Raw genomic sequence first — 22900 nt, forward strand, 5'->3', positions numbered from 1 at the left:
TTTATTTTAATTTGGAACGGATTTCCGAATTAAAGAAACTTTCCCATTCCTCGTAATTCTTTTGCGGAATATTTCCTAAATTCTCAGAGAAAGAAAGCCCAAAATTCCCATATTCTGTCTTGATCCATTTTTCGATCTGGACTTTAGTTTCAGAGGATCTTTTAGTATGAGGTTTACTTTTTAGAATAAAATCTAAAAGTTCTTGGATCCCTTTTTTAGTTTTTACGCTGGTTAGAAAAATAGGAGGTATACTTCCTCCTGGGACAATATCTCTCAGGAATTCGAGAGTAGTGGAAAGAGTATGATAACTTGCTCTAGCAAGATTTTCTTCATCACATTTATTTAATATGAATGCATCTGGGACTTCCATGATCCCACTTTTCATGAATTGGATCTGGTCTCCGCCCAAAGGGACCATGACCAAAAAGGAAAGATCCGCCAATTTGGAGACTTCTATCTCATTTTGGCCGATCCCCACTGTTTCCACGAATATAAAATCGAAAAAACAACGAAGCAATCGGATCACATGATAGGTATAAGGATTTAGGCCTCCCAGTTCCAATTGGCTGGGTTGGGATCTGAAAAAAATCCTCTTTTCTCTTACTGGTAAAGAAAGCCTAGTTCTATCTCCGAGTAATGATCCTCCACTAATATGACTAGAAGGATCTATGGCAACTACTGCCATTTTTTTGTCTGGGACAGTTTGTAAGAAATTTGTGGAGATCTCTCCTAGAAGCGAAGATTTTCCCGCACCGGGAGTTCCTGTAAATCCTATGGTGACGGATTTGTCCCCATGAAAGCCAGAGTTTTCCAACTCTTTGAATAGAACTTTACGAAATTCGAATGAATCCGGTTTTTCCAGTTCACTGATCAGCTTCGCAAGAGGATATTTTTCCCCTTGAGAAGCTTCTTGGATCAGTTCTTTGAGTTCCTTCTCTGCAAACCGTACGGTCATGCCTTATACGGAAGCTGGAATTTTCTCAGATACGATGTCTATGATACGATCCATTACATCCATCAGATCATAATCTTTAGGTGTGAAGATTGCTTTCACTCCGATGGAATGTAATTTTTCGAAATCAGGCTGAGGAATGATTCCTCCGAAGACCACAGGTATATCCGCTTTATAATGTTTTAACTCTGCGAATATTTGCTCTGCAAGTTCTACGTGAGATCCGGAAAGTATGGACACTCCGATCACATTTGCGTTTTCTTCTACAGCGGATTGTACGATCTCTTCTGGAGTTAATCTAATTCCCGAATAGATTACGTCGAATCCCGCATGTTTTGCGGACACTGCGATCATTTCTGCACCGTTAGAATGGCCGTCTAACCCAGGTTTTCCTACAACGATCTTAGGTCTTGCGCCTGTTGCTTTTTGGAATTTCTCTACTTTGGTTCTGACATTAGAAACTTTGTCAGATTCCAGATTGAGTTTTTGTCCTTCTACTCCGGTGGATGGGCGATATTCTCCGAATATTTTTCTGAGTGTATCTGCCCATTCTCCTGTAGTCACAAGCGCCTTAGCACATTCTACGGAAGCGAACATGAGGTTCTTTCCGTTTTTAGCGTCGTCTTCTAATCTTGCTAGAGATTCCGCGACCTTCTTCGCATCTCTTCTTGCTTTTACATCGGAGAGTACTTTTAAGGTTTGTTCCGCGGATTTAGGATCTACTTTGAAAATCCCTCCATCAGGATCGTTGGTAAGAGGGGAAGGGATCCCTTCTTTCCATTTGTTTTTTCCTACGATAATAAGTTCGTCGTTATTGATCTTAGCGAGTCTTTCTGCTTGGGATTTTACGAGTTGGGCTTTCATGTAACCGTTTTCGATTGCTTTGATGGCTCCACCCATTTCTTTGATCTTTTGGATCTCTTTGTTTGCGTTCTCGATAAGATCTTTTACTTTACTTTCTACAACTCTAGAACCTTCGAATAGGTCAGGGTATTCAAGAAGATCCGTTTCGTATGCGAGTACTTGTTGTAAACGAAGTGACCATTGTTGGTCCCAAGGACGAGGAAGCGAAAGTGCTTCGTTCCAAGCCGGAAGTTGAAGTGCGCGGCATCTTGCATCTCTACTTAAGGTAACTCCTAAAGATTCGATCAAAATTCTCCAAGCGTTGTTTTCAGGTTGTTCTTCTGTTAATCCGAGTGAGTTTACTTGGACTCCGTAACGGAAGCGGCGGTATTTTTCGTTTTTGACCTGATAGATCCCTACTGTGATCTCTTCCCACATATCTGAGAAGGCCCGCATTTTACACATTTCTTCGATGAAACGAATTCCTGCATTTACGAAGAAGGAGATCCTACCAACACATTGTTCAAATTCTTCGTGAGTGAAACAGTTTCTTTCTTTCACTGCATCTAAGATTGCCATTCCGGTAGCAAGCGCGAATGCCAACTCTTGCACAGGAGTTGCTCCTGCTTCTTGTAAATGGTAAGAACAAATATTGGATGGGTTCCATTTTGGAATTCTTTTCAAACAATATTCGTACATATCCACGATGATTCGGATTGAATGTTCCGGAGGGAAAATATAAGTCCCGCGAGCTAGATATTCTTTAATTATGTCGTTTTGAGTCGTTCCTTGGAGTTTGGAAACGTCTTCTCCTCTTTCTTCGGCTAACGCCACATATAGAGAAAGTAACCACATGGAAGTACCATTGATGGTCATGGAAGTGTTCATTTCTTCGATCGGGATCTGATCGAATAGGATTCGGAAGTCTTCCAACGTGTTGATTGGAACTCCTACTTTTCCGATTTCCGGCCTAGCGATTGCGTGATCTGAGCTATAACCGCATTGTGTGGGAAGATCAAAGGCGATGGAAAGGCCGGTTTGACCCTTTGCCAGGTTTTTTCTAAAGAGTTCGTTGGACTCCTTCGCGTTTGTATGACCCGCGTAAGTTCTGAAAATCCAAGCCGGCTCTTTGCTAGGATTTCCGGTCTTATCGTAAAGGATATGGTCTTTTTTTTCCATCTTCTTGCCCTCGGAATATGCCTCTTAGTTTAGTTCAAAATGTGTTGGTATAATTTCACCTAAATTTTTAACGTAGCTCCGAAATCCGTAGGAGAAGAATTCCGCCGCATGGACTTGGAAAGAAACAGAAAAGCAAACCCCGCGCTCATTTCACTCTCGACGCTGTTTCTCACCGGTCTTCTGACCCTTCTCTATTCCTGGCACGGTGACCCGTCCAACGGAGAAAGTTTCCGAACATTGGCAGAATTACGTTCTCTTTCGGAAGATGGAAAATTTTTCTCCTTCCGCGAACCTCTTCCATTTTTGCTTTTATCCTTTTGGAAATCGATCTTTGGTTTGAATTATATACCGGCTTATCTCTCTTTCGGTGCATTTTTCCTGAGTTTAGGAATTCATCTTTGCGCTTATGTGATGGAAAAAGAGAGTTGGAAGCTAAATCATTATCTTTTCTGTTATTTAGCAGCGATCAATCCGTTCTCTTATCTTGTTCCTTTGAATATGCTGGGAGAATTAGTAGCCTTTTCGTTTCTTCTCGTATTATTTCTTTCGTTTCGAATGGAAACAGTGGTGGATCTTCTGATCTTAGTTTCCTTTACTGTGCTCGGGTTTTTCTCTCATTTCACTTTCTTTTTGATAGGATTTACTATTTTTGTGATCAAAGCGGGAACAGTAGGCATAAGAGAGAAGAAGAAACAACAATCTGTATTTTTCAAAAGAAGAAACCTTCCTAAACTTTTCTTATTCGGCTATCTTTCGGTTCTCGTACTTGGGATTATTCTATTAGGAAATCTTAATTTTTATGGGGCTCACTCTTTTCGATTTATGGGCCAAGCCGTTTGGAACTACCTTTTAGGTTTCGGTTCTTTTATTCTAATTCTGTTTATTGGCGTTTTCTTGCTTCGTTCCGAGAAAGAATTGAATTCGCTCCCTGCTTCTATTGGGATCTTTGCGCTGATTGCAGTTTCCGGCTATTTTACGATCCGTCCTATTTTAGGTGTGGATAAGATAAAGTTAAACACACTTGCTAAAGATGTGACATCCTTAAAAGGAAGATTGATCGTAGACCAGGACGAAAGGATCTATGTTTCTCCTGAAACTTCTGCTTATCTATATTTCGTTTCTAAACAAAGGACTCATTTTACTTCTTATCCTGAAATAAGAGAAAAAGATTATATTCTTTTATCTGAAGTTTGGGCGGTAGACAGAAAACTTTTACAAAGAGAAGTAAAGGCGAAGAATACTCCATATCTGTTTTTATCCGGAGAAAGAGTGCTGATCAATGGGTTCTTATGGAAGAGAATACAAACTGATCCTAGTTTAAAAACTTTAAAAACCAGATCTATCGAGGCTAAATCGGAACTTTCCGACCAAAAAGGTTACGATGAACTGAAAGCATTCTTCATTTCTTGGCTTTCTGCTTCTAAGGCTCCTGATGTATGAGTAAAAAACCGCAAGACTCCGATTATATCGCTTACGGAGCTAACGGTCTACCATTCGAAACTTCTTATTGGAATGAGATTTATGGAAGCGGGAAGGACGTAGATGCTTCTTTTAACGCTAAAGAACATGCAAAATACATAAAATCCGTTTTCGATTTGATGCAAGTCCATCCCAGGAGTATTGCAGACTTTGGTTTTGGTAAAGCGTTACTCCTTAAAGAATTCGTAAAAATATTCCAACCGAATCGTGTGTTCGCAGTAGATCCTTCTGAAGACATGATAGACGCGATCGCAAAACAAAAATGGATCCGCTCTTATAATCTTTCTTTTCTGCATTCTACCATCCAAGATCTGGATCTGAAACATATTCATCTTCCTCCATTCACTCTTGGGATCTGTAACTCGGTAGTCCAGTATATAGAAGATAAACATCTGCCTAAGGTTTTTGAAAAACTACATAAGATCACGAATTATCTCTATTTTACTGTTCCTACTAAAAACGATTATACAAGAATGAAAAAGGAGATTTACTTTACAGATCCTTATGCGCACCAAAGATCTAAAAAGTATTATGAAAAATTAATACGTCCTTATTTTAGAAGAGTGGCATTTAATCTTTTGGAAAGCAGGATCACGAAAGACAGCCCGTTTTGTGACGAACTGTTCGTGGACGAATAGGGCTATTCTCTATGACTATATATGCATGTTTTATATGTCTGACATTATGCTCGGGTCTTTTTCTCATTTAAATCATTTTTCATTAAAAAAGAGTTTTCCGAGGAAGTAAAATACAGTAGCTTGCTCGCGTATGAAATCAAAAGTCTATGATTATAGATTGATCTATAGTTTTTTTATCGTTATTTCTTTTTCAGTTTTATTTTCCTGCAAAACAGCGGAGACTAAACAAGGTCACTTTAAAAATCTCCCTCCTGACGTAAGCCCTGATAGCCCTGTAAGTTTACAATATAATGAAGAACTGGAATCAGATGGTCAGTTCCGTTATGTTACAGTTAAAGGCAAAACGTATATGGTCGGTACCCGGATCCCAACGAATCTGGATGGAGTGAAATATATATGTCCAAAATATGATATGGTTATTCCCTATATACCGGAACTAAACGATCTATTTGAGGCGGGGGAATTTAAGGAGGATCATTACAAACTTCCAAATTCACAAGTATGGACTGCTCATAAGCCTACAAAAGGGACTGCTTATTTTCATTTTATTACCTCCACTGGAGGAATTAGCCAATTGGATACCCCGTTAGCGCGAGTTTATTTCGTCTGTGTAAAAGCTGATCCTAAGGATCCTTCGAATAAAAATAGGCTTAAATAAAATTTGGCTACTGTCTCTTTCGCTTGATACTAAGAATAATACGCAGCACCAGAATTTCTGGTGCTCTATTCGCAGTTTTGTAAACTCCATTGTGATTGTATTTTCCGAACTTGCTTCTAAGTATACGCTCACTAAAAAATTATTTCCGTCTAAACACACTGCTCCAAAGAAGTTAAACCGATCAGATTGATTTCTAAAAAACAAAAATTAGATTCTATGTCACTAAAAGGCTATAAGAGATAAATATTCGAATAGAGTTTTATCTTCCGATAGCTAGCATGTGCTAAACGATGTCTGTCGGATAGCCTGAAGCGAATATGGAAAGTGTGAAAGAAAAGGAAATAGCTAGATTTGCAAGGGAAGAATTCTATTCCCAAAATTATAGAATAGCCTCATACTTTTTCGGGATTGTATGTGCGATCACCGTCTGGGGAGCGGTCTTAGAATACTTCCGCTCCAATTACCTTTTACTATATCTGGATTTAATCTCTGCTTTTATCTGTTTGTTCAGCCTAGGAGTGATCCAATTTTATTACAAAAATTATTTTAGAAAGAACCTGATCATATTTGGGGGACTTTTTATCTTGTTGGTCTTGGAAGTAGAGACACAATTCCATGACAACGAATATTATTTTTACGATAATAATATGTGGATCACCAACCAAGTGATCCTTTTATTAGTGAGCTTATTCTTCAATGGAAGACCAATCTTCTATACAATCTATTCTTTTTCCGTAGTAGCATTTTATATCTTAAGGATCTTTCCAGAAGGAATCGGATATTTTTCTGATAGGACCTTATGGGTGCAGATCAGTAATATGAGCGCACTTCAATTATTTATCTGCTTATGTAATACTTGGTGGTACGGATTTAGAATAGAACATCTTAAGAAGACTAAAAAACTTCAGGAAAGATTGTATGATGAGAGAGAAGCTATAACTAGAGATCTTCACGATTATTTAGGGGCGAAAGTTACCGATTTAAATCTATTGGTACGTTCTATTCAGGGTTATAAAAGCGGAGATACGGATTCACTTCTGAAACTAGAGAAATTGTCGGAAGATATTTTTAAAGGAATCAGAGAAATCACTGCGAGTATGGCTGATGTTAAACTAATCTCAGAAGATATCTGGAGTGGGATCAGAGTATTACTATTGAGAAGATACGGTAACGCAGGACGAAAAGTTAGATTCACAAGAGAAGGTGAAGAAGACTTTAATATAGATACAGAAAAGGCAGAGCAAATTTTAGGAATAGTAACAGAGATCTGCTCAAACGATCTAAAATATGGATCTGGAACTTCTCATTGGACGTTCTCTCCTAAAAAAGATTTCATAGAGATATCTATTCGGACCCGCACAAATTTTCAAGAGATGAGAATTGGTTCCAAGGGAAATAAGACAATCCAATTCAGAACATCCGTCATTAATGGAGAATGGAAAGAAAATTTAGAAAATCGGGATTTTAAAGGATTTTTGGCGATCCCGATCCGCCAATTGCGGAGAATTTGATTCGTGAAATTATATAAAATAGCGATCCTAGAAGATGATCCTGTATTTGCGAGTCAGTGCAAAGAAAGATTAAAAAAAATGAATAGAGTTACCAAGGTAGAAGTTTATAACTCTGCCGAAGAATTCCCTAAAGAAAAAGAAATCACTTATGACCTAGTATTCGTGGATATAGATTTACCTGGAAAAAGTGGTTTGGATTTTATTCTAGAAGAATATTTGGCCCATTCCAAAACAAATTACGCTATCTTATCTGCATTTGAATCAGAAGAGGCTTTATTCAAAGCTCTAAAGGCGGGAGCGAGCGGATATATTCTTAAAAAAGATGTAGGGGATATTCAAGAAAAAGCGGAGATACTTTTAGAAGGGGGAGGGATACTTTCTCCAGGACTGGCCGCAAGGGTTATCCAATCTTTCCGTAAAACTACTCAAAAGGAAGTGGAAGTGTTATCCAATCGAGAGAAGAAGGTATTGGATATGATCGTGGACGGCAAGAGAACTAAAGAAATTGCAGCTTTCTTAGGCACAAAAGAAGGGACAGTAAGGGTCCAAATTAAAAGTATATTCAGAAAGTTGCATGTGAATTCTAGACTGGAATTGGTACGGAAATTTTCCTAACCTATTTTACTTTCTCCCACCAGGCTTCAGAAATCAGGTCCTTTTGTAAATCTAACCATTCTCCAGGTTTAGGCGTTGCTAGACGAACCCCATTCTGATCCGCTCCTTGTTTTGTTCTTAGAATTGGTTCATCCCAAGAATGGATCGCAAGATTGAAAGTTGCCCAATGTACTGGAAGCATTGTTTTACCTTTCAGATCTAAATGAGCCTGGACAGCATATTCAGGATTCATGTGAATTCCTTCCCAGGTCCAATCGTAAGCTCCCACTTTGATGGAGGTCAGATCGAAAGGTCCTAACTTTTTACCTATCTCTGAAAAGTGAGAAGAATAACCTGTATCTCCGCTATGGAAAAATTTATGTTTAGGCCCAATCAGGCTCCAAGAAGACCAAAGAGTTGATTTTCCATTAAATAGACCTCTTCCAGAATAATGAACTGCAGGTGTGCAGACGATTTCAATATTCTTAATATTCCCTTTTTCCCACCAATCCAATTCTATAATCTGGTTTTCTGGGATTCCCCAGGATTCCAAATGAGCTCCGATTCCGAGTGGCACAAAATATTTTGTACCCTTCTTCGCTAAAAACTGAGCAGTAACCATATCCAGATGATCATAATGGTCATGCGAGATAACAACTGCGTCTATATTAGGAAGTTCTGATAATTCCAAGGGCAAAGGAAAAAGTCTTCCTGGACCTATACTTTCGAATGGGGAAACCTTTTGAGAGAAAACTGGATCAGTGAAGATACGAATTCCATCTATTTCTACAAGAACAGAAGAATGTCCAAACCAGATCGCTCTTAAACCCGGAGTTATCGGATTTGAAAAAGTTTTTAGGTCTGGTTTTTGAATAGGGATTGGGGAGGGAGGAGTTCTTACTTCGGAGCCAAAAAATTGTCTTTTCATAACTCCAAGATAAGATCCGGCGCTAAGCATCGGAACAAAAGGATCATTCTCAAACTTTCCTTCGTGGAACATCTTAGAAGTTTTCATTTTTTCTAATCGTGTTCCGCTTGGGGTTCCTCCGAAAGAACTCAAACAAGCTGTTTGGAATAAAACTAATAGGAATAAACCGAATAGAAGGAAAGAAGTGCAAATTGTGACTTTCTGTGCTTTTTTTCCGAACATAAAACTCCCTTCGTAGGAGGTCCTACAGGATCTCATTTTCTAAGTTTTTAAAATCAGAAAACATGAGTTAATTCTTTTTTTGGGAAGAAGTTTGACAAGAATTCTTAAGGACCTACGATCAGGGCCCTTACACGGAATACATCCGTTCTGGTAGATTTGGTATGCAAACTTTTCTTGAAACTCCTTCCGAATGTTTTTCTAATCTAAAGGATTATCCTTTTTCTCCTCACTATATTTCTGTTGGAGAATTCAAAATGCATTATGTGGACGAGGGTCCTAAAAATGCAAAAGAAACAGTTTTATTATTACATGGAGAACCAAGTTGGTCCTATCTTTACAGGAAGATGATCCCTCCTTTATCAGAAAAAGGTTATAGAGTGATCGCTCCCGACTTGATCGGTTTCGGAAAATCAGATAAACCAACGGATCTAAAAACTTATACGTATAAGAATCATGTAGATTGGCTGAAAAATCTAATTATTGCTCTAGATTTACAAAATATTACTCTTTTCTGTCAAGACTGGGGAGGTTTATTAGGTTTAAGAGCGGTAGCAGAATTGGATTCTCGTTTTGCTAGAGTATGCGCCGCGAATACTTTTTTACCTACAGGAGATATTCCTCCCAAGGAAGATTTTTTGAAATGGCTTCGCTTTTCCCAGGAAGTAAGCAAACTTCCAGTAGGAAAGATCATCCAAAATGGATGCGTAAATAAATTAAGTCCCGATATAATTCATGCTTATGATTCTCCCTATCCGGATGAATCTTATAAAGCAGGAGCAAGAAAATTTCCTACTCTTGTACCAATCTCTCCTGATAATCCAGAATCGGAAAGGAATCGTCAGGCTTGGATGTTCTATAAAAATTTTAAAAAACCTTTTATAACTATGTTTAGTGATTCAGATCCGATCACAAAAGGTGGAGATATTTTCTTTAGGAGGACTATACCGGGAGCAAAAGGACAGAAACATACAGTGATCCAAGGAGCAGGGCATTTTCTTCAAGAAGAAAAGGGCGAGTTACTTGCGGAACTTCTTTCTGAATTTATCCAGAGCAATCCGTAGATTCAAATTTTCTGTTTAATTGATTTTGCATATTCTGTAACTATTTTCAGAAAGTTCGGATTTTCTAAAAATTCTTTGAATAGATCGAATTCCTTTTTCAAGTTCTCATACAGGTTTCCGTGGAAAAAATTATTTGAGATTTCTTTTTCTGCTTTGATGAGTTTTGGATCCCATTGAGAAAGTTTCTCTAAAACTTTTAAACCTTTTGTGATAGGATCACCTTCTGTAACGATTTCATCTATAATCCCTAATTCTAACGCGTCTTTGGAGCGAAGTGGGTCTCCTAATAGTGTCAAAGATAATGCCTTTGTAGGACCGACTTTTCGGGCTAAAGTGGTGATTAGGGGAGGTCCACCGAAACGAATTTCTGGTCGGAATAAAAATGTTTTCTTTTCTGCGAGAATATAATCACCTGAAAGTGCCAGATCGAATCCTCCCGCAGAACAAAAACCTTTTAGTACACAGACTAAAGGTTTTGGAAAAGAATAAAGTTCATAATGATATTCTAAAATACGATGCCTGAATGATCCTAGTTTTGTTTCGACTACTTCTTCTAAATCGTAACCGCTACAGAAGTTTTTGCCGTTTGCTCCCAAAAGTATTCCTCTGATCTTAGGATCATTTTTGGATTCTGAAAAAACAGATTCTAATTCGTCTCTAATCCTTATATTTAAAGCATTATTGGATTCTGGACGGTTTAGAAGAACAATTAGTAGCCCGTCTCGGTTTTCTATACTGAGATGATTGTAATCCATGCAGGTTTTAATAAGGTTTCTTTTTGAAAATTCAAATGAAAATGAATTCTTTTTTTGAAGAAATTCGGTAACCTTTTTAGTTCTGAATAGAAGCTAAAGGAAATGAAAGGAGCCTATCATGTTATCTAAGGTCCGATTTTTTGCTTTAATTTTAGCCGCATTAACTCTTGGAATGAGATTTGCGCATGTGATGGAAGCGGAGCCTAAATTGCATTGGGAAGCAGAACTATACTTTCAAGTTCAAACTAGTTTGTATAAATATTTTGCTATCATAGGGCCTATTGTGCAGGTAGGTTCTATTCTTCTTATTTTTACGATCGCTTATCTTTCTAAAGGTGCAAAATCATTTCGTTATTCGATTTTGAGCGCCTTCTCCTTTGTTTTCTCTCTCGGAGTTTGGTTTTTTTTCGTGGCCCCAGCTTCTTCTCAAATCAAAGAATGGACTGTCACTCATACAATTCCGGAACATTGGAATAGCATAAGATCTGCATGGCAGTTCGGACAAGTAGGAGCATTCAGTTTTGATTTCCTAGCATTTTGCCTTTTGACTGCAGCGGTGATTATATCTTCTAATGAATCTATTCAAAAATCTTAATCAAAAGAATAGCTGGCTCCTAATAATATTGCAGGGATATCCGATCGTAAGGAGTGTTTGAATTCTGCGACTCTTACATCGTCTTTGGAGAATACTGCATGATTGAAGTTCCAATCTGCAGAACCTCCATTATAAACTCTTACCGGAAGATAATATAGAAGAGTAAAATCAAATTTCCATTTTCCGGTTGAATATCCGAATCCACCGGAAACCAAATCTTGGACCATGATTCCTGCCTGGAGTGCATTGGTTCCTTCTGATCTTAGGACTCCTGAGTTATGCCTTGCGCCTAATCTCCAAGTCCAATCGTTTAAGATCCATTCTCCTCCTATTCCGAGCGCCCAAGAATCATGATAAGCTAAATTTTGCGGGATCACATTCGTTTGTCCGAATGCAGTTGGAAATACAGGAGCAGCCAATGTTTGTTTATAGGTAGAAGTATAAGAAGAATAATTATAATATAATGCGTCTACTCCGATCTTGAATGTATCCGTTCCATAAGAAAAACCTAAACCATGTCTTTCTGGAACTGCAAATGTTGCGGAAACTCCTGTGCGGCTTGGGTATGAGCCTACTTGCATACTTCCATCTAAAGGAATTTTTGCAGAAGTTTGATAAGAATAAGCAATTTTTAATGTATCAGTGATCTGGTAAGTTGTCCCGAAGATTCCGCCGAGAGCATATGCATTTTTACTTTTATAGTCAAAACCTTGGCCGGGAACTTCGATATTTCCTGTAATATCATAAAACTTTTGGTAAGCGATCTGTCTGGAATAAATTCCTTCTATTCCTAAAGCTATAGAAAGTCCGCCGATCTTATAAGAAAGTGCATGAGTGGACTTGACAAGATAAAATGTAGAAGAATAACTTTCCTGTATTCTTCTAGAATCTCCTATTGGACTTGGGAGTTTCATCCCTGACCAATCGTTCAAACTTTGGCCGTTAGGTGTGATCCTTGTGAGTCCGGAAACTTCTCCATTTCCGCCGCCTGGTATATAAATTCCTCCTCCGTAAGTCCATTTTTCGCTGATTGGAATTCGGATCGCAAAATAGGGAAGGGGAGCGAGCACGTTATAGGATTCAGAGTTTTCGTAGGAATAATTTGGGTCTGGATCTGAAAATTTGTCTTTGTATACTGTACGGATATACGGTAAAGAAATTCCGAACTCCAGCTCTTTTCGATTTTTGAGACTTAAGTTAGCTGGATTGGTCCCTATGTCCATAGGAGATCCCCCGATTGCTAAATTTACTCCGCCCATACCACCGTATCTCGCATTATGAGAAGGTTGAAAAAGCCCTACAGCTTCTAACTTGGGAGCCAGGAAAGAAATTATAGCTAAGAAAAATAGGTAGAATTTTTTACGAACTCTAGATCCAAAAAGCATGCTTCAAGGAATTCGTTACGGTTTTTTTTACAAGTGCTTTCTTTTTAAAATTCAAAATATAAAACTGGCGCATTCCTGAAGCGAGGTTGGGTTTTAGAATGAATTCGAGTGAGTTACGCGCATTACGAAAAGAAACTGATCCATTGGCGGATGAAATAGTCACAAAATATTTTACTGAATCCGCTTTTGATAGAGAGAAAACTATGCTCTTTTTCGATGCGCTTTCCAGGAACTCGGATCCTATTCCTTCCGGCTTACCCGACTATCTTGAAAAATATTTTTATGAGACGGAAGATCTTCCTTCTTGGGCAGATAAAAATAAGATCACAAAAGGAGAGCAATTATTCTCCACTTATGGACCTCAGATCTTAATGATGCTATGTGTTAAGTCTCTTCCCATGGCATACTCTTGCGGAGATGGAGCACAGGTACTTTACAAAACTGGAAGATTAATAGAACAGAATGGAGTCATAGACGGAGTTAATCGAAGGCTCATGGAAACAACCCAGTTTGTGATCTCTGTTGCTCAACAGAATGGATTGGGACCTCAAGGAAAAGGAATACGCACAGCGCAAAAAGTGAGGCTTATGCATGCATCCATACGTTATTTCCTTGGGAAAGGAAAAGATTGGGACCCAGCTTGGGGACAACCAATCAACCAAGAAGACATGGCTGGCACTCTACAATCTTTTTCGAGCTTAGTGGTAGAAGGTCTTGGTCAATCTTCTTTAAAACTCAGCCAGGACGAAAAAGACGCATACATTCACTTATGGAGAGTGGTTGGACATTTTATAGGAGTAAAACCTGAACTTTGTCCAGAAGGATACGATAACGCACATTCTTTAGGTGAGTCTATCTTTAGTGACCAACAAAAACCTTCGGATGCAGGTAAGATACTTGCAAAATCTCTGTTGGACTTTATGGAATATATGCTTCCTGGAAATTTATTCGATAATCTTCCATTATTTTTTCTGCAAACATATATGGGACAAAAAACAAGCGAAGTGCTTGGATTGGGATGGCCTCCAAAAAATCCTCTGGGGTATTTTATGGAAAGGATCTTTAAGGATATAGACTCTCATGTAGATGATGATGAGGGGTTCGGAAAGTTAGTCGCTTATTTTGCTTCCAAACTTCTTTTTTCTATGGATCATTTTTATTACGGTGGAAAAAAAGCAAGATTCTGGATCCCGCCTTCATTAAGAGAGAATTGGAGACTATAAAGGATGAGTTTTTGGCAGAGTTTAGCAACGGATCCGGAGTATTTCGGACGTTATACGCTTATTGAGAATATTTTCCTGTTATTAGGTGTAGTTTTTTGGGCCTATATGTATGCAGTTCTCCTAATAGAACCGTTCAAGAAAAAATTTGTAGAGATGCCCGTTTTTATCGCCTGCGGGAACATTATCTGGGAATTATTATGGGGTTTCTGCTTTAAAGAACCAATGGGTGCAATATTACTTTGGGGCTATAGGCTCGGATTCGTATTGGACATAGTCATTTTCTATCAAGTGATCCGATTTGGTAAAAAACAAATTTCCTTGCCAATGACGGACAAAGGATATAGATTTCTTTTGGGCATTTTGGTAGTGTCTTGGGGATTATTGATCTATACTTTCTATAAGGGAGGTTATGATCTTTTTACCGGTTCTAATTCGGCTTATATTTTGAGTCTGATCATTTCGGTAATGTATCCGATCCTTTTCTTGAAAACAGGAGATCCGAACATGTTCTCCTATCCTGTTTCTTGGGCAAAGTTTTTAGGCAACGGATTCTTTACGATCTTCATCTTTCTATACTTTCCGGATAAATACTTTGTTCAAGTATTGAGCGGGCTCGGAACGATAGCTGACATTTACTATGTCTGGATCTTTACACGCCAAAAGTATTCGCCCTCAAAAGTGTGAGCTCTAAAATTTAGTTCGGGTGAGGGTTCGGGATCGTATTGGTCTCGAAAATATAAAATTGGAAACTACTCAGGATTTGTCTACAGACAGAGTTCCTTATGAATTGGGGGAATTGCTGTACGAGGACAGTTTTTCCCAAACGTATAGGGGAAAATTCGGCAGGACTAGAGAACCAAAGATCATTCGAGTGCAAAGACCGGAGGGGAGGGAAACCTCTTCGGTGTATTTTCTAAATGAATTCGAATTGGGTAAACTAGTCAGCGATCCTGGTATTCTCAAACCAGAAGATATGTTCGAAAATTCGGACGGTATATGTTTGGTGTATGAAAATATTCCTTCTAAACTTCTTCACCAAAGTTTGGCAGGATCTATTTCTTTGGAAACTTTTTTAGAAATAGCATTAGCGATCACAGAAAACCTTGCTAAGTTGCATTCTTTTGGGATCGTTCATAATCAAATTTCTCCGCGTGCTTTTTTTTATAATCCGGATACTGGAGAGACAAAACTTGCCTGGTTGGGAGGAGCCTCTCTTCTTCTTTCTGAAAAAGGAAGTTATGCGCCTCTTAGATACACATTTGATATTTTACCATATTGTTCTCCTGAAAACACGGGGAGACTAAATCGTCCTGTAGATTTCAGGTCAGATGCATATTCTTTAGGTGCATTGTTCTACAAGATGATCTCCGGAACTCCTCCGTTTGAAACTGAAGACCCTTTGGAGATGGTGCATTATCATATCGCAAGATCCCCAGTTTCTTTAGCGAAGAAGAGAGAAGATGTTCCAACTGCGATCTCCACCTTGGTGGACAAGCTACTTTCTAAGATGCCGGAGGAGCGATATTTCTCTCTGGAAAATTTGATACATGACCTAAAGAGTATTAAAGATTCCTTAAAGTCCAAGCGAAAACTCTCTGAATTTGTTCCAGGTGTATATGAAAGAAAGGTAGGTTTTAGAGATTCCCCTCGTATCTATGATAGAGATAAAGAAAGAAAAGAGATCGAAGCCGGTATAGTCAATGTAACTAACGGCAAAAGATCCGCTGTTTTTATCGGGGGTAAGTCCGGTACAGGGAAAACGGCTTTAGTAGAAGATGCGATCACGTATCTGGACATTTATTCCGTAGTTCTTTTGCGAGGAAAATTCGAAGAAGATAAGAAAGAGATCCCATATTACGCATTTCGTCAGATCATGGATGATCTTCTTAGAAGGATGCTTCAGAAAAAAGAAGAAGAGATCATATTATTAAAAAATTATATTAAAGAAACTTTAGGGGATAATGTAGAGATCCTGACCCAGTTCTTGCCTGATCTTGGAAAAACATTGGGGATAGAGATCCCGATCAAAACGAATAAGAGGCAGAAGGACGAAAAGATCCTGTTTGCAGTAGCTCTTAGATTTTTAACTCTTTGTTTTGATCGAAAAAATCCTGCAATTATACTTGTAGATGATCTGCAATGGGCTGATTCCGCTTCACTTGCGTTACTCGAATTCATTTTGAACAGCGAAGACTGGGAGGGACTATTATTCGTTCTTACGAGTCGTTCAGAAGATGCAGATTTCTTCCCGAATGTAAATATAAAACAAGGTTCTTCAGGTTTAGATCTGAGAGAAATACGACTCGCTCCTCTGAATGAACATAGTGTTTTTAAATATGTATCTGATAGTATTCATGTTTCTGCAGAGGATGCTAATAGGCTCGCGGAAGTTCTTGTTTCTAAAACAGGAGGGAATCCTCTATTTTTGCATCAGTTCCTTAGATCATTATATGAAGAAGGCTGCCTAAGTTTTGATCATAAAACGGCGTATCATATAGTTGATTGGGATAGGCTTTTACAAAGAGAAGTAACAGATAACGTTTTAGATCTATTTTTGGATAAGGTAGGAAAACTCCCGGACGAAACCTTGGAAGTTTTAAGAGTCGGAGCCTGCATCGGAGCAAAATTCGATTTGAAAGATATGTACGATTTTTTCAAGACAAGACCTGGGGTTTTGTCTAGGGGGATCCGAGAAGCAATCAGAGAAGGAATCGTATTTTACAGAGAATCTGGAAATATGCTGTTCCCAGCTTTACAGTATATTTCTCAAAAGAAGATAGAAGAATCCGGAATGTATTCTTCTCTTTCGAATGTTCAGTTCCATTTTTCTCATGATAGGATGATTCAGAGTATTTTGGACGCAACAGGTTCCGCTGAAAAAGCAAAGATCCATAATACACTTGCGAAATTACTAATAGAGCGAGAAAAAATTTCAGGCGGAGCTGAACAAGTTTTAGGCATTGCAAATCATCTTTTACGTTCCAGAGAATTGTATACAAACGGACAGGAGAACGAAGACTTTTTTCATTATACGATACTCGCAGGAAATTCTGCAAAATCTGGTGCGGCTTATGAATCCTCTTATTCTTTTTTTAGTCTGCTTGCTTCTCAACTCAAAGACTCTTATTGGCAGAAGGATAGAAAAAATGCGATCCATATCTTAAAGTCTCTTGCAGAATCCGCATATTATTTATCCAAAAGAGAAGAAGCGGAGAAGATAGTATCCGGCTTACTTTCTAAACTCAATAGCCCATCTGAAAAAGCGGACATCTATCTAATGCAATTAGAAGTGATGAATGTGTTTAATGATCTGGATTCTGCATCCAAAATAGGGATCAAAGCATTGCAGTCGCTTGGAATAGGTTTCAAGGAAAAGCCAGGATTTTTAGCTGTCTTTGGCGAAGTCCTGAAGATGGTATTCTACAGCAGAGGAAGGTCCCCTGAAAAATTAGTACATGCAAAAGATAGTAAAGATCCATATAAAACGGAAGCATTAAACATTCTAGTCAACCTTCTGAACTATGGAAAACATATGGATATGAAGGTGATGGCTTATATTTATCTCAAGCTTATCAACCTCACATTAAAAGAAGGAAATGCTCCATTCAGCTTTTTTGGGTACGCTGGATTTGGTTCCATTCTACTTTCTATCAATGGAAATTTTCAGCAGTCCATGAGATATTGGACCCTGGCAGAGAAGATATTAAAAAAGTTTAAATCAGATGAATTATATGGAAGGTTCGTGTTCGGCAGGACAATCCTTCTTGATTATTTCATGTATCCTTTCCGTTCCATAGTGGATTATACGGAAGAAGCATTTCATAAATGTATGCAGTATGGGGATTATCTATGGGCTGCATTTGCTCTTTTTTCCCAAAATACGAACCAATTATACTCAGCTGAAAATTCGATTTCCTACAGAGAAAAGATCAGAGAAAATTTGGAGAGAGGTTCTAAGCTAAATTACGATATTCTGATGATCATGTTGCATTCTTCTGATTCTTATTTGGATCGCCTAGAAGGAAAATCAACTGAAACGGTTCGATATAAAGATAATTTGTACACAGATCAAGAATTTGAGTCCAAGGTTTTAGAGTTTGCAGGGAATGGGACTGCTAACTCTTGGTATGCAACTTTGTTCGGGTCTCTCGCATACCTGTCCGGTTATTATTTAGAAGCAGAAAGAATATTCAAAAAATATCATCCAGACCTGGAAAAATCTAGGATCATGTTTATCTATTCTGAATACAGGTTCTATAGATCTTTAGGACTTTTGAAGTTACGTAAGAAGAAGTTAAAGCTCTCAGAAAAACTATTTTTTAGATATTCATTATATTTATTTAAACTTTGGTCAAGGATCTATCCGCCTAGTTTCCAATTATTCTATTTTGTATTGGCTGGGCTTTACGAAGACTGCTCCGGAAGAAAAGAAAATGCATCTAAATATTTCGATATGGCGATGCAGCAGGTGGAGTCAGAGCCGAACGATTTTAGAAAGGCCGTTGTATACCAGCATGTCGCAGAATGGAGTATAGGGCAGGGTCGGACCTCCTACGGCAAGTTTTTGATGCAGAATGCAGTAAGGCTTTATGGTTCTTGGGGAGCAAAGTCTATTGTGAATTTGCTTCGAGATGAATACGGAGAATTACTTCGCCCGCAAGGGACTCCAAAACGTTCTGTGGAAAAGATTCTCGCGGATTCTATGCTTTCCACGTCTTTCAGTTTGGATCTAAGAACTGTGCTCAAGGCTTCTCAAAGTATTTCCGGAGTTATCGAATTAGGAGAATTACTTAGACAACTTATTCGAACCATAATGGAGAATGCGGCCGCGACCAGAGGTTTTTTAATTCTCCCTCAAAACAAAGAACTGTTTTTGATGGCAGGTTCGGATATAGAAGAGCCCGGATTTTTACCTAAACCTATCTCACTTGATGAGGCAGGACACCTCCTTCCATTAGAAGTGGTATATTTCTGTTTTCGCTCTGGACAGAAGGTTTTGATTTCAGATGCGGCTAAGGATTCTTTTTACTCTGTGAATCCTTACATTAAAAGAAGTAAACCAAAGTCTTTATTATGTATGCCGATTACTAAGCAGGGAAGAACATTATGCGTTCTTTATTTGGAAAATCGACTTACGGCTGGCATTTTTGATGAACATAGATTAGAAATTCTAGAAATACTTTCCGCTCAGGCAGCAATTTCGTTGGAGAATGCGAAATTGTACGAGGATATTACTCGTATGAACTCGGAATTGGAAAGAAAAGTAAACGAAAGAACAGAAGAATTGGCAAGATCTCTTTCTATCATTCGGAAAGATATGTTATACTCTCAGAAGATCCAGAGAAGTATTCTTCCGGAACTTAAAAATATTCCTGGGCTCAGATATTCGGTAAATTATTTACCGATGGATGAAGTAGGTGGAGACTTCTACGATATCTGTAAATTAAGTAATGGAAGGTTTAGATTTTTCTTGGCGGATGCTACCGGTCACGGGGTCCAGGCCGCGCTTGTTACGATGGCTATTAAGGGCGAATACGAAAGTTTCAAATCATCTTTGGAAAAACCGGGAGACATACTTTCCGGATTAAATAATTCTATTTTAAATAAATATAAAACACTCTATTTTACCGGAGCGATCTGCGATGTGGATCTTTCGGAGAAGAAAGTATATTTTGCATCTGCAGGTCATATCTCTCAATTTTTAGTAAGTTCTTACCAAATAGAAGAAATGCCTAAGACGGGTGCAATATTAGGTTTTGTAAAAGATTATCCGTATAGAACCGAAGAATATAAAATAGAATCTGGAGATAGGATCTTTCTTTTTTCGGACGGGATCTACGAACAATTTGACGAGGACAAATCTGAATACGGAGAAGAAAGATTTGTGCGTTCCATCCGTGCGAATGCTCAATTCGAACCTCAGATCCAAGCAGAAAGAATACTCTCTGATCTACAAAGCTTCATTTCTAAAAGTTCGATCCAGGATGATATCACTCTTTTGATTTTGGATATTGATTAAACATCTTTCCTATTATCGCTTGCGTTTTGATTCTCTAAATTTCAAATTCACAATTAAGAAGTTTTCTAGTAGGACACCTGAGTTGCTCGGCCTTTTCGTTATTTTATATATTATTATTACCATTCTGATCGGAGCATTTGCCTCAAGATATGTCAATAGTTCCCAAGACTATGTATTAGCAGGAAGAAGGCTTCCTCTTGTTCTTGCATCTTCGGCTTTATTTGCCACTTGGTTTGGATCGGAAACTCTTATGGGTGCTTCTTCCAAGTTTGTGGATGGAGGGATCTTGGCTGTGATCGAGGATCCGTTTGGGGCAGCACTTTGTCTTTTTTTAGTAGGTATATTCTTTGCTAGGCCACTATATAGGATGAATATTCTCACCTTCGGTGATTTATACAAAAATCGTTTCGGTCGAAAGGTAGAATTTCTTTCTGCACTATTTATGATTCCTTCTTATTTCGGTTGGATAGCTGCCCAGTTAGTTGCGATGGGAATAGTCATACATTCATTATTCGGGTTCGATATGTATGTCGGAATACTTTTAGCTTCTGTTGTAGTATTAATCTATACGTATATTGGAGGGATGTGGGCAATCTCCATTACAGATTTCTTACAGACTATATTGATCATAGTAGGACTTTTAGTATTGGTTTGGGATTTGCAAGGTAAAGCAGGTGGATTTCAAACTGTAATTGCAACAGCTAAGCCAGGATTTTTCTCCTTCTTCCCTCCATTGGAAACGGAAGCGGTTCTTGCATATATTGCAGCATGGATGACGATAGGGCTCGGGTCTATTCCTCAGCAGGATATTTTTCAACGGGTGATGTCTTCTAAATCTGAAAAAGTTGCTGTGTATTCTTCCTTTTTAGGAGGAGGAATGTATCTAACTATTGCATTTCTTCCACTGCTTGCAGGGTATTTTGCGAGAAGGGTCTATCCAGAGATCGCGGCTGGAGACAATCAGATGATACTTCCTCATGTAGTATTAGCACATTCTACTTTATTTATACAGATTTTATTTTTTGGAGCATTACTTTCTGCGATCTTAAGTACAGCTTCTGGGGCGATTTTGGCACCGGCTTCTGTTTTAGGAGAGAATTTGATCCGTCCCACTTTGAAAAATCCCTCTGAGAGACTATTACTGAGAGTAATGCGTTTTTCTGTATTAATTGTGACAGTTGTATCTACCGGAATGGCTTTAAGTGAGACAAATATTTATCAGTTGGTTGCGGATTCCTCTTCCATTAGTTTAGTTTCTCTTTTTGTTCCTTTGGTAGCCGCCATTTTTTGGAAAGAAGCGAATGCAACTGGCGCAGTTTATGCCATGTTCTCCGGGATGATTGTTTGGTTAGGTTTGAAATATTTCGGGCCAGAATGGTTACCTCCTACGATTCCTGCTTTGGGTATCAGCTTTTTAGGGCAATATTTAGGAAAATACATTAAGATTTCTTTATTTGAATCGGAGCAGAAATTAAGCGGAGACTCGGTTCCTTCCGGCGGCCTTTGATTCGTATAATTTTTTATCTGCTGCTTTTAGAAAGTCTTCCGGACTGTGGTCATTTTCTCTGGCAGCAACGCCTATACTTACTGTAATTGTCCAAGGAATTTCTTCAAAGGTTTCTGTTTCGATCCTAGCTCGGATCCTTTCAGCAACGAATTTGGCTCCTTCTACATTTGTATTAGAAAGTACTACACAAAATTCTTCACCACCGTAACGTGCCGCTACATCACAATCTCTCACAAGCCCGGATAATAATCTGCCGATTGTTGCAAGTAATTTATCTCCTACTTGGTGTCCTAAGGAATCGTTTGCCTTTTTGAAATGGTCTAGGTCGAGCAGAAGGACCGATAAAGGAAAATCATATCTTTTAGAAGCGGCCAAGAGGGTACTTAAAGATTCCATTAAGTGTCTTCTATTGAAAAGTCCTGTTAAGGAGTCTTTGTGAGATAACTCTTTGAGATTTTTATTCGATTCTTCTAATTGTAATTGTAGTAGATTACTTTTTAAACGGGTCCCTTCTACATTTATTGCAGCTCCCATGCTCGCAATAGAGAATGCTATGATAGGTGTTAGGACAGAAGAGCTGAGCTCTTTTTCTATCAAATAATAATAACCTAATGAAAAGAAGAGAACGTTTATAGAAATGATGGCCAGATAAGTCGCAAAACTTGCCCTTAGAAAGAGAGGGAGTAGAAGTAATCCAAAACAAAAAGCGGAATAGTCCGAGGTATGATACTGATCCACTAACGTAGCAAAAGTAGTAGTGAATGTTAAAATCCCTACGTAGCCGATCATCGCGAAGTAAGAAAGTTTTTTACCTTTTATGTCTTTTAATGCAAGGACTGCGAGCATCAACCCTGAAAATAAAGCGGAACTTCCGAAACTTAAGCCGTATAAAAATTGCAACTGTCCTCCGCTTGGAGTTCCAGGAGAAAATATATTCTGAGCGAAAAGAATCGCAGAGATAAAGAGCGAAAAAACACTTAAAATTCTGACGGACTTGTCATTATCTAGGGTTCGAAGTTTACGGATTTCTCCTGATTTCGAATAAGAAAAGTCTTCCGAAAGAAATCTTGTAAGTTTCATAGCGATACTCAGATAGACGGAAGAAGATTTAGGTTTATACGCTTCAAAGGAAGGAAGTGGAAAATCAGAGGTATAAAAATCGGAAAATTATTTACCTAGTGTGGAAATAAACTCGGGTGTCGATTCGTCATCCAATCCCTATTAAAATTTGATTTCTATAATTTTGAAAATTTCTTGAACTAAGTTCTAGACGATCAGTCTGGATCTATTTAGTCTCCAAACATTGTAAGAGCAAATTTATATGAGTAAAATACTTAACTTCTAAAAATTT

General features: G+C 38.4%; 17 protein-coding genes. 11 read left to right on the forward strand and 6 right to left on the reverse strand.

Annotation, left to right across the window (positions count from 1 at the left end):
- Nucleotide 1 precedes the first annotated feature (1 nt).
- Together B1C82_RS01050 and B1C82_RS01055 are read right to left on the reverse strand one after the other, a co-directional pair.
- Nucleotides 2-955, reverse strand: coding sequence for a P-loop NTPase family protein (locus B1C82_RS01050; protein WP_086445761.1), 954 nt, complete (start codon nt 953-955; stop codon nt 2-4).
- 3 nt (nt 956-958) lie between these two features.
- Nucleotides 959-2974, reverse strand: coding sequence for a protein meaA (locus tag B1C82_RS01055; RefSeq protein ID WP_086445762.1), 2016 nt, complete (start codon nt 2972-2974; stop codon nt 959-961).
- Between the two features lie 108 nt (nt 2975-3082).
- Here B1C82_RS01055 and B1C82_RS01060 point away from each other — a divergent pair, with 108 nt between their 5' ends.
- The 5 genes from B1C82_RS01060 to B1C82_RS01080 all read left to right on the forward strand — a co-directional run bounded on the left by B1C82_RS01060 (nt 3083) and on the right by B1C82_RS01080 (nt 7875).
- Complete coding sequence (locus B1C82_RS01060; protein WP_086445763.1) at nt 3083-4414, forward strand: hypothetical protein; 1332 nt, start codon at nt 3083-3085, stop codon at nt 4412-4414.
- Nucleotides 4411-5091 (forward strand): class I SAM-dependent methyltransferase, encoded by a 681-nt coding sequence (locus B1C82_RS01065; RefSeq protein ID WP_086445764.1) that lies wholly within the window; start codon nt 4411-4413, stop codon nt 5089-5091. Before B1C82_RS01060 ends, B1C82_RS01065 begins: the two co-directional genes overlap by 4 nt.
- A 130-nt stretch (nt 5092-5221) precedes the next feature.
- Nucleotides 5222-5749, forward strand: coding sequence for a hypothetical protein (locus tag B1C82_RS01070; RefSeq protein ID WP_086445765.1), 528 nt, complete (start codon nt 5222-5224; stop codon nt 5747-5749).
- 317 nt (nt 5750-6066) lie between these two features.
- Entirely contained in the window at nt 6067-7260 is a 1194-nt protein-coding gene (locus B1C82_RS01075) for a sensor histidine kinase (protein ID WP_086445766.1), read from the forward strand.
- A 3-nt stretch (nt 7261-7263) separates the two neighbouring features.
- Nucleotides 7264-7875 (forward strand): LuxR C-terminal-related transcriptional regulator, encoded by a 612-nt coding sequence (locus tag B1C82_RS01080; protein ID WP_086445767.1) that lies wholly within the window; start codon nt 7264-7266, stop codon nt 7873-7875.
- A gap of 1 nt (nt 7876) precedes the next feature.
- On the opposite strand, the gene B1C82_RS01085 is transcribed toward B1C82_RS01080, so the two are convergent.
- The gene (locus B1C82_RS01085; RefSeq protein ID WP_086445768.1) at nt 7877-9004 is read right to left on the reverse strand and encodes an MBL fold metallo-hydrolase; all 1128 of its coding nucleotides are present in this window, start codon (nt 9002-9004) and stop codon (nt 7877-7879) included.
- A 161-nt stretch (nt 9005-9165) separates the two neighbouring features.
- Here B1C82_RS01085 and B1C82_RS01090 point away from each other — a divergent pair, with 161 nt between their 5' ends.
- Nucleotides 9166-10065 carry a haloalkane dehalogenase gene (locus B1C82_RS01090; protein ID WP_086445769.1) on the forward strand — a complete coding sequence of 300 codons (900 nt, stop codon included), beginning with the start codon at nt 9166-9168 and terminating at the stop codon, nt 10063-10065.
- Nucleotides 10066-10067: 2 nt separating this feature from the next.
- On the opposite strand, the gene B1C82_RS01095 is transcribed toward B1C82_RS01090, so the two are convergent.
- On the reverse strand, nt 10068-10820 hold the full coding sequence (locus tag B1C82_RS01095; RefSeq protein ID WP_086445770.1) for an enoyl-CoA hydratase/isomerase family protein: 753 nt from the start codon (nt 10818-10820) through the stop codon (nt 10068-10070).
- Between the two features lie 118 nt (nt 10821-10938).
- On the opposite strand from B1C82_RS01095, the gene B1C82_RS01100 reads away from it, so the two are divergent.
- Complete coding sequence (locus B1C82_RS01100) at nt 10939-11415, forward strand: hypothetical protein (RefSeq protein ID WP_086445771.1); 477 nt, start codon at nt 10939-10941, stop codon at nt 11413-11415.
- Here B1C82_RS01100 and B1C82_RS01105 read toward each other — a convergent pair.
- Entirely contained in the window at nt 11412-12800 is a 1389-nt protein-coding gene (locus tag B1C82_RS01105) for an OmpP1/FadL family transporter (RefSeq protein ID WP_086445772.1), read from the reverse strand. The genes B1C82_RS01100 and B1C82_RS01105 overlap by 4 nt on opposite strands.
- 98 nt (nt 12801-12898) lie before the next feature.
- On the opposite strand from B1C82_RS01105, the gene B1C82_RS01110 reads away from it, so the two are divergent.
- From B1C82_RS01110 to B1C82_RS01125, 4 genes are all read left to right on the forward strand, one after another.
- Nucleotides 12899-14023: an oxygenase MpaB family protein gene (locus B1C82_RS01110; RefSeq protein ID WP_086445773.1), complete on the forward strand. Its 1125-nt coding sequence runs from the start codon at nt 12899-12901 to the stop codon at nt 14021-14023.
- Between the two features lie 3 nt (nt 14024-14026).
- The gene (locus B1C82_RS01115) at nt 14027-14707 is read left to right on the forward strand and encodes a transmembrane-type terpene cyclase (protein ID WP_086445774.1); all 681 of its coding nucleotides are present in this window, start codon (nt 14027-14029) and stop codon (nt 14705-14707) included.
- 58 nt (nt 14708-14765) lie between these two features.
- Entirely contained in the window at nt 14766-20042 is a 5277-nt protein-coding gene (locus tag B1C82_RS01120) for a trifunctional serine/threonine-protein kinase/ATP-binding protein/SpoIIE family protein phosphatase (RefSeq protein ID WP_086445775.1), read from the forward strand.
- A gap of 82 nt (nt 20043-20124) precedes the next feature.
- Entirely contained in the window at nt 20125-21549 is a 1425-nt protein-coding gene (locus B1C82_RS01125; protein ID WP_086445949.1) for a high affinity choline transporter 1, read from the forward strand.
- Here B1C82_RS01125 and B1C82_RS01130 read toward each other — a convergent pair.
- A complete protein-coding gene (locus tag B1C82_RS01130; RefSeq protein ID WP_086445776.1) occupies nt 21514-22629 on the reverse strand; it encodes a GGDEF domain-containing protein in 1116 nt (371 codons plus the stop codon). The genes B1C82_RS01125 and B1C82_RS01130 overlap by 36 nt on opposite strands.
- Nucleotides 22630-22900 lie beyond the last annotated feature (271 nt).

This window comes from Leptospira venezuelensis (assembly GCF_002150035.1).
Classification (GTDB): Bacteria; Spirochaetota; Leptospiria; order Leptospirales; family Leptospiraceae; genus Leptospira_B; species Leptospira_B venezuelensis.

Coding starts and splice junctions, on each gene's coding strand:
- B1C82_RS01060 (WP_086445763.1), top strand. CDS start 3,083: ATGGACTTGGAAAGAAACAGAAAAGCAAACCCCGCGCTCATTTCACTC.
- B1C82_RS01110 (WP_086445773.1), top strand. CDS start 12,899: ATGAATTCGAGTGAGTTACGCGCATTACGAAAAGAAACTGATCCATTG.
- B1C82_RS01090 (WP_086445769.1), top strand. CDS start 9,166: ATGCAAACTTTTCTTGAAACTCCTTCCGAATGTTTTTCTAATCTAAAG.
- B1C82_RS01115 (WP_086445774.1), top strand. CDS start 14,027: ATGAGTTTTTGGCAGAGTTTAGCAACGGATCCGGAGTATTTCGGACGT.
- B1C82_RS01050 (WP_086445761.1), bottom strand. CDS start 955: ATGACCGTACGGTTTGCAGAGAAGGAACTCAAAGAACTGATCCAAGAA.
- B1C82_RS01075 (WP_086445766.1), top strand. CDS start 6,067: ATGGAAAGTGTGAAAGAAAAGGAAATAGCTAGATTTGCAAGGGAAGAA.
- B1C82_RS01130 (WP_086445776.1), bottom strand. CDS start 22,629: ATGAAACTTACAAGATTTCTTTCGGAAGACTTTTCTTATTCGAAATCA.
- B1C82_RS01055 (WP_086445762.1), bottom strand. CDS start 2,974: ATGGAAAAAAAAGACCATATCCTTTACGATAAGACCGGAAATCCTAGC.
- B1C82_RS01105 (WP_086445772.1), bottom strand. CDS start 12,800: ATGCTTTTTGGATCTAGAGTTCGTAAAAAATTCTACCTATTTTTCTTA.
- B1C82_RS01100 (WP_086445771.1), top strand. CDS start 10,939: ATGTTATCTAAGGTCCGATTTTTTGCTTTAATTTTAGCCGCATTAACT.
- B1C82_RS01065 (WP_086445764.1), top strand. CDS start 4,411: ATGAGTAAAAAACCGCAAGACTCCGATTATATCGCTTACGGAGCTAAC.
- B1C82_RS01070 (WP_086445765.1), top strand. CDS start 5,222: ATGAAATCAAAAGTCTATGATTATAGATTGATCTATAGTTTTTTTATC.
- B1C82_RS01095 (WP_086445770.1), bottom strand. CDS start 10,820: ATGGATTACAATCATCTCAGTATAGAAAACCGAGACGGGCTACTAATT.
- B1C82_RS01085 (WP_086445768.1), bottom strand. CDS start 9,004: ATGTTCGGAAAAAAAGCACAGAAAGTCACAATTTGCACTTCTTTCCTT.